The organism is Aneurinibacillus sp. UBA3580, from assembly GCF_002375825.1.
GTDB classification, from domain to species: domain Bacteria; phylum Bacillota; class Bacilli; order Aneurinibacillales; family Aneurinibacillaceae; genus Aneurinibacillus; species Aneurinibacillus danicus.
In genome coordinates this window covers 28,526-34,472 of sequence record NZ_DFMZ01000012.1, presented here as the reverse complement: position 1 = coordinate 34,472, position 5,947 = coordinate 28,526, and the positions used below count along the sequence as shown (strand labels likewise).

Sequence of the window (5,947 nt, the reverse complement as noted above, 5' to 3'; positions counted from 1 at the left end):
CATATCCGTGAAATACAACACCCGCTCTTCAGGACGGTGCAGCACTTCATAGATACGTTTGCGGTAGGTCATCTCCGCCTGCTGTTCGTTGTCTTTCATGTCCGCAAGCGGCGGAAATACATCAAGCAGCGAATCGCCAATTAAATTCTCTTTTTCTGTCATCTGCAACAGGTACGGATTGTGCCATTCGATGATTTTATCTTCATTATAAAGAACAATTCCAATCGGCAATTCGTTAATTACTTCATCTCCGGCTTTTTTAATGCGATGGCTTAACGTTGTGATATAACCCTCTATCTCATCGCGGAAAAGCTGCTGGTTATGAAACGTAAGATAGCCGCTGCTCGCAATGACGACGAACCCAAGTATTGCGAACACCCAGTTCACATACACAGCAAGCAGTCCGGCCGCCAACAGACAAAAAATGAGAGCGACGATGATATGCGAGCCAAACCAGCGTTTTGCCAGGAACTTCGGCATATACTCAGCTCCTATTATTGAAAAAATCGATTCCGCAGGTTAAATCCTACATCCAGAACCCCTATTAAGAGTAGTATATAGCTAAACGGCGGAATAAGGAATAAGATTACCGGAACAATCAATAGCCCCTTTCTCAGGTTCCGCTTGTAGATCCAGTAGGCGATAAAGCTCAGCGCCTGTACTGAAAATAGCAATTGCAGTACAATCATTACATTTAGCACAACCATATAAAGGAAGCGGTAATCCTGCACATCTTTTATCATGAACAAAACAAGTACAATAAGATAATAATACAAAATAGAACGAGGAAAGCGCAAATTATGTAAAGCAGGAAGCGCCTGAATCTGCATGCCCATACGCTGAGCAATCCGGCGGAAAAGTACATGGTTAATTAATGACGAAAAAAGCGCTGATGAAATCAAAAGTCCAGGAATCATAGCAGAAATCAGCGAAGGAATTTGCGTCTTCATGTTCTCAAGCGATTCCCTGAACTGCACCAATTGCTCGGCCTGGGCGCTGTTTTTCTGATCTCCGGGAAGCTGTTTAAGCGAGTTATCCAGCTGTGCCTGCATATCCGTAATCACTTGATTGGATATCTGGCCCATTCCTCTAACCATATCATCTACAGGATTGGTTTGCATGACGGCCATTGCAAGCCCGACGCTAACAAATACAAAAACAAGCTCTACCACCGTTCCAAGGATTAGAACATGACCGGCCGGCTTTTTATGCCGGTAAGCAATTCCCATCACCAGCCCCATGACAGCTGCCGGCAAAGCAAGAAGCAATCCCGGAAAACTTGCAAAAAGAAACGATAAAACAACAGCCACGAATACGGTTAATGCCCCCATCCTGGCATCATGGCGATATCCATATACAGAAAACGGTACAGGCAGCGCAAAAGCGGCAACCACACTTAACGGTGTGTAAAACGCAGCAAAAAAGAGCACAAGAAAAATCGCGCTCATGAATGCGCCTTCCAATATTGCCCGTACATTACTTTGCACAGTTCCTTCACTCCATTCCTTTACATCATCAGCAAATCCTCACTAAATTTATCATAAACGTCCGCCGTGTGGCAAACAAACGGCGTATAATACACAAAAAGAGGCACGAGAATTCTTCTCTGCCTCTTTTCATCATCTATCTTACTCCCTTACTCCGTTACGTACGGCAACAGAGCAACTTGACGAGCGCGTTTGATTGCAATAGTCAGCATGCGCTGATATTTTGCGGAAGTACCAGTCACACGGCGAGGTAAAATTTTACCGCGCTCGCTGATGAACTTCTTCAGCAAATCCACATCTTTGTAGTCGATGTGCGTAATTTTGTTAGCAGTAAAGTAACATACTTTACGGCGCTTACCGCGTCCACGACGTTGTGCCATGAAAATTCCCTCCTTTTGTTAAATAATCACACCGTAGCGTTATTAAAATGGTAAGTCATCATCCGAAATATCAATCGGACGTTGATCGTCAGCAAAGGGATTATCGTTAAACGAATCGCGCGAACGGCCACCGCTATTATTACCGCCAAACGGGGACGGCCTGTCAAAACCACCGGCATAGGATGATTCGCCGCCCTGGCCTTGTCCGCCACCCAGGAATTGAACATTCTCGGCCACAATCTCCGTCACATAAACGCGACGTCCTTCTTTGTTCTCATAGTTACGCACCTGAATGCGCCCTTCCACAGCGGCTTGCTGTCCTTTTTTCAGATACTGCGCACACAGCTCGGCCAGCTTGCTCCATACTACAATCGGAAGAAAGTCGGTCTCCCGCTCGCCCTGCTGGTTCGTCATGCGACGATCAATCGCAAGTGTAAATGTAGCTACAGCCGTTCCGTTCGGCGTATAACGCAGTTCCGGATCTTTCGTTAAGCGACCTAACAATACCGCACGATTCAACACGATAACCCCTCCAAATCATCAGACTTATTTTTCGTCTTCGCGAACAACCAGGTAACGAATGACATCGTCGCTAATCTTCATCAGACGTTCCATCTCATTAACAGCCTGCGGCTCGGATTGGAAGTTCATCAGCACATAGAAACCTTCACGATAATCATCGATTTCGTATGCCAGACGCTTTTTGCCCATTTCAGTAACCTTCTCCAATTCACCGCCGTTCTCCGTGATTACATTGGAGTAACGTTCAACGTTCGCCTTAGTGACTTCTTCTTGAAGGTCCGGGCGCAAGATGTACATAACTTCGTATTTGCGCATACTATTCACCTCCTTCTGGTCTAAACGGCCCCATCGGTATGGGACAAGGAGCGAGCCCGTTTCACACGTGGCAATTCTAAACTCGCATTCTGTAATTATACTTAATCCTCTTTGCCACTGCAAGTATTTTGTGAGAAGAACTTCTTACTCATATATTACCAGTATTTTACATTTTTGTCTACTACATTTTACACTGCTCTTCCGTTAATCAGCGTTATTTTCATCTTATTCTTCCGACTCTATACGTTAAACCGGAAATGCATAATGTCTCCATCCGCCACTACATACTCTTTTCCTTCCAGGCGAAACTTGCCGTTCTCCTTGGCCTGTGCCATCGACCCTGCCGCAATCAAATCATCATATGCTACCACTTCCGCACGAATAAAGCCGCGTTCAAAGTCATTATGGATAACGGCCGCCGCCTGCGGAGCCTTCGTACCGCGGCGAATCGTCCAGGCGCGAACTTCCTGAACCCCTGCGGTGAAATACGTAATCAACCCAAGCAGCGCGTACGCTTCACGAATTAAACGATCGAGCCCGGATTCTGCAAGGCCAAGCTCTTCAAGGAACATTGCTTTGTCCTCTTCGTCCATCTCCGCAATCTCCGATTCTACTTTCGCTGAAATAATCACGACGCCGGATCCTTCAGCCGCAGCGAATTCCTTAACCTTCTCTACATGTGGATTCTGTCCGTTTTCCGCCTCTTGAATACCGTCTTCGCTTACATTCGCCACGTACAGGACCGGCTTCATCGTCAGCAGGTGGAAATGGCGGACCAGCTTCTTTTCATCATCTGTTAAATCAAGACTGCGGGCCGGCTTCTCGTTTTCCAACGCTTCTTTCAGCTTCAACAGCACATCGTATTCCGCTTTCGCTTCTTTATCGCCCGATTTCACTTTCCGTCCCAGACGGTCGACGCGGCGTTCTACGGACTCCAAATCCGCTAGAATCAACTCTAAATTAATGGTCGTGATATCGTTAATCGGATCGATTTTTCCCTCGACGTGTGTAATGTTTTCGTCCTCAAAGCAGCGGACCACGTGCGCAATCGCATCTACTTCGCGAATATGAGACAAGAACTGATTGCCGAGACCTTCCCCTTTGCTGGCACCGCGAACAAGACCGGCAATGTCAACAAATTGGAACGCAGTCGGAACAGTCCGGTTCGGCACCACAATCTCCGTCAGCTTCTTCAGACGCACGTCCGGAACTTCTACGATCCCTACATTCGGTTCAATCGTACAGAATGGATAGTTGGCCGATTCGGCACCTGCCTGTGTAATCGCATTAAACAGCGTAGACTTTCCCACATTGGGAAGTCCTACAATACCGCAAGAATTCGCCATGTATGTAAACACTCCTCATTCGAATTTCCAAAAACACTTTCATCATTATAGCACGATTACCTGGTCGGAAAAAAGAAAACTTCCCCTGCCTTTCTCTTCCGCAGCCGGGCATACTACACCCAGGAGGTGAAATCAATGGCAAACGAATACTTAAACGAATATCCACCCGCCCAGTTATCGGAAAAAGAAGTGGAAAGACTACAAGCGCTCGAGAAACAACTAAGCGAAGAGATGAAAAAGCCGATTTTGTTGATGGCTTTTGAAAATGAACGCTCTATGCAATAGTTTATACAAAGAAAGCGAAGACCGGAAACTCCGCATCTTCGCTTTCTGCCTTATGCTTGTTCTTCTTCAGCACGGACCAGTACCTTTTTTAAGCTTTTCTCAAACTTCTGGCGCGGGATCAGTACGCTATGGTCGCATCCCTGGCACTTTAATCGGATGTCCATTCCCATTCGGATAATTTTCCACCGGTTTGTGCCGCATGGATGCTGTTTTTTCATCTCTACGATGTCTCCAAGCCCGAATTGCTTGCGCTCCATCTGTGTCCCCCCTCTTTTTTCTTATGATGAAGCTTTTTGACCGCTTGATTCCTTAGAGGCTTGTTGTTCATTTTCTCCACGCTGCGGAATCATGACCATGTGCGGATACGGGATCTCAATTCCTCGTTCGTCAAACATCCGCTTGATATCCGCCCGTAGACCGCGCATGACCGGAAAATGCTGAAGCGGCTGGCACTCCGCAATAATTCGGATAACCACGTCGGAAGTGCCAAAACGCTCTACGCCGAGCACTGTCGGGGTGGCTACGATTTGCTCGTATTCCTCTTCCCATCTTGGTGCCGCCTCTTCCAATATTCTAACGACTTCATTAATATCTTCTCTCAACGACACGCTGACATCGACCACCGCGATAGAATTGGCGACGGAAAGGTTCGTGACCTCGGTAATGTTACCGTTCGGCACGATATATACCTCACCGGTCCAAATCTTGATGCGGGTAACGCGCAGCCCAATCTCCTGTACCGTTCCCGTTACATTATTAACCGTAATTACGTCGCCTACCGCGAACTGGTCTTCAAAAATAATGAAGAATCCTGTGATGACATCCCGCACAAGGTTCTGTGCTCCGAAACCAACCGCAAGACCGAGCACCCCTGCACTCGCCAGCAGCGGCTTCGGATCGTATCCAAGAAACGTAAATATATTTAGAAACGCAATAAAATAAATCGTATATTTAACAATATTGTTTAATAGCGTACGCATGGTCTGGCTGCGGCGCGTATCCATCCGCAGACGATCCAATTTTCCGCCGGCGCTCTCCCGTTCCTGAAACAAGCGGTTAATCGCGGCGCTTGCGACAGTCACGATAATCTTGGCAACGATAAGCATGACGACAATTTTTAATGACACTTTGCCGAAAGCAATCCACTTTTCTACATCGGTAACATAAGCAATAAAATCGTCGTAGTACTTGGTGAAGTCCACGTATCCAATTCCTCCTGTCTGCTCTTTTTATGCTCCACACTCCGTATTTGTCTCTTTGGAGAAAGGTACGTACAGTCCTTTTACCATATGATAATACCCTTTTATCTCTACATTTTCATCTCTAATAATACGTTCGGCCGTCCGAAAATCTTCCACCGGAACGTCAATGGAAAGCGCACAGCCGGCTGTGATCTCTTTCGGCGTCGGCCTTGTATCAATTTCAATGTCCGCGTATTCAAGCAGCATCTCCGCCCGCAGCGCCTGCTGGGTAGAATCAAACGCAATTAAAATACAGGTATTCATTCGCTTCTCCTTTTTCTGTGAAGATCGTGAGAAAAGAAGGAGAGAAAGAGGAAAGGAGATCTAAGGAAGAAAAAGGCGTTTGCCTTTTCCCCATTGAAATCATTGTC

The 5,947-nt window shown here is 46.6% G+C and carries 9 protein-coding genes and 1 pseudogene; 1 reads left to right on the top strand and 9 read right to left on the bottom strand.

Annotated elements, in window-relative coordinates; all coding sequences use genetic code 11:
• From B2899_RS02495 to ychF, 6 genes and pseudogenes are all read right to left on the bottom strand, one after another.
• A pseudogene (locus B2899_RS02495) lies at positions 1 to 480 on the bottom strand (PAS domain-containing protein); the annotation flags it as partial.
• Positions 481 to 494: 14 nt separating this feature from the next.
• Positions 495 to 1,448, bottom strand: coding sequence for a YybS family protein (locus tag B2899_RS02490; protein ID WP_286883791.1), 954 nt, complete (start codon positions 1,446 to 1,448; stop codon positions 495 to 497).
• 188 nt (positions 1,449 to 1,636) lie between these two features.
• Entirely contained in the window at positions 1,637 to 1,867 is a 231-nt protein-coding gene (rpsR, locus tag B2899_RS02485) for a 30S ribosomal protein S18 (protein WP_146809944.1), read from the bottom strand.
• Positions 1,868 to 1,909: 42 nt separating this feature from the next.
• Positions 1,910 to 2,389, bottom strand: a complete 480-nt coding sequence (locus tag B2899_RS02480; protein WP_286883788.1) for a single-stranded DNA-binding protein — start codon at positions 2,387 to 2,389, stop codon at positions 1,910 to 1,912.
• Between the two features lie 24 nt (positions 2,390 to 2,413).
• On the bottom strand, positions 2,414 to 2,704 hold the full coding sequence (gene rpsF / locus B2899_RS02475; RefSeq protein WP_146809946.1) for a 30S ribosomal protein S6: 291 nt from the start codon (positions 2,702 to 2,704) through the stop codon (positions 2,414 to 2,416).
• 239 nt (positions 2,705 to 2,943) lie between these two features.
• The gene (gene ychF, locus B2899_RS02470; RefSeq protein ID WP_146809947.1) at positions 2,944 to 4,050 is read right to left on the bottom strand and encodes a redox-regulated ATPase YchF; all 1,107 of its coding nucleotides are present in this window, start codon (positions 4,048 to 4,050) and stop codon (positions 2,944 to 2,946) included.
• A 135-nt stretch (positions 4,051 to 4,185) separates the two neighbouring features.
• On the opposite strand from ychF, the gene B2899_RS02465 reads away from it, so the two are divergent.
• Positions 4,186 to 4,335 (top strand): hypothetical protein, encoded by a 150-nt coding sequence (locus B2899_RS02465; RefSeq protein WP_286883785.1) that lies wholly within the window; start codon positions 4,186 to 4,188, stop codon positions 4,333 to 4,335.
• Positions 4,336 to 4,385: 50 nt separating this feature from the next.
• Here B2899_RS02465 and B2899_RS02460 read toward each other — a convergent pair whose 3' ends face one another.
• From B2899_RS02460 to B2899_RS02450, 3 genes are read right to left on the bottom strand one after another with little or no spacing between them, the layout of a single operon-like run.
• Positions 4,386 to 4,592, bottom strand: a complete 207-nt coding sequence (locus tag B2899_RS02460) for a DUF951 domain-containing protein (protein ID WP_146809948.1) — start codon at positions 4,590 to 4,592, stop codon at positions 4,386 to 4,388.
• Positions 4,593 to 4,613: 21 nt separating this feature from the next.
• The gene (locus B2899_RS02455; protein ID WP_246147304.1) at positions 4,614 to 5,537 is read right to left on the bottom strand and encodes a mechanosensitive ion channel family protein; all 924 of its coding nucleotides are present in this window, start codon (positions 5,535 to 5,537) and stop codon (positions 4,614 to 4,616) included.
• Positions 5,538 to 5,564: 27 nt separating this feature from the next.
• Entirely contained in the window at positions 5,565 to 5,840 is a 276-nt protein-coding gene (locus B2899_RS02450; RefSeq protein WP_146809949.1) for a DUF3343 domain-containing protein, read from the bottom strand.
• Positions 5,841 to 5,947: the final 107 nt, after the last annotated feature.

Excerpts from the sequence above, each read along its gene's own strand:
- B2899_RS02490 (WP_286883791.1), bottom strand. The coding sequence starts at position 1,448 with ATGAGCGCGATTTTTCTTGTGCTCTTTTTTGCTGCGTTTTACACACCG.
- rpsR (WP_146809944.1), bottom strand. The coding sequence starts at position 1,867 with ATGGCACAACGTCGTGGACGCGGTAAGCGCCGTAAAGTATGTTACTTT.
- rpsF (WP_146809946.1), bottom strand. The coding sequence starts at position 2,704 with ATGCGCAAATACGAAGTTATGTACATCTTGCGCCCGGACCTTCAAGAA.
- ychF (WP_146809947.1), bottom strand. The coding sequence starts at position 4,050 with ATGGCGAATTCTTGCGGTATTGTAGGACTTCCCAATGTGGGAAAGTCT.
- B2899_RS02465 (WP_286883785.1), top strand. The coding sequence starts at position 4,186 with ATGGCAAACGAATACTTAAACGAATATCCACCCGCCCAGTTATCGGAA.
- B2899_RS02460 (WP_146809948.1), bottom strand. The coding sequence starts at position 4,592 with ATGGAGCGCAAGCAATTCGGGCTTGGAGACATCGTAGAGATGAAAAAA.
- B2899_RS02450 (WP_146809949.1), bottom strand. The coding sequence starts at position 5,840 with ATGAATACCTGTATTTTAATTGCGTTTGATTCTACCCAGCAGGCGCTG.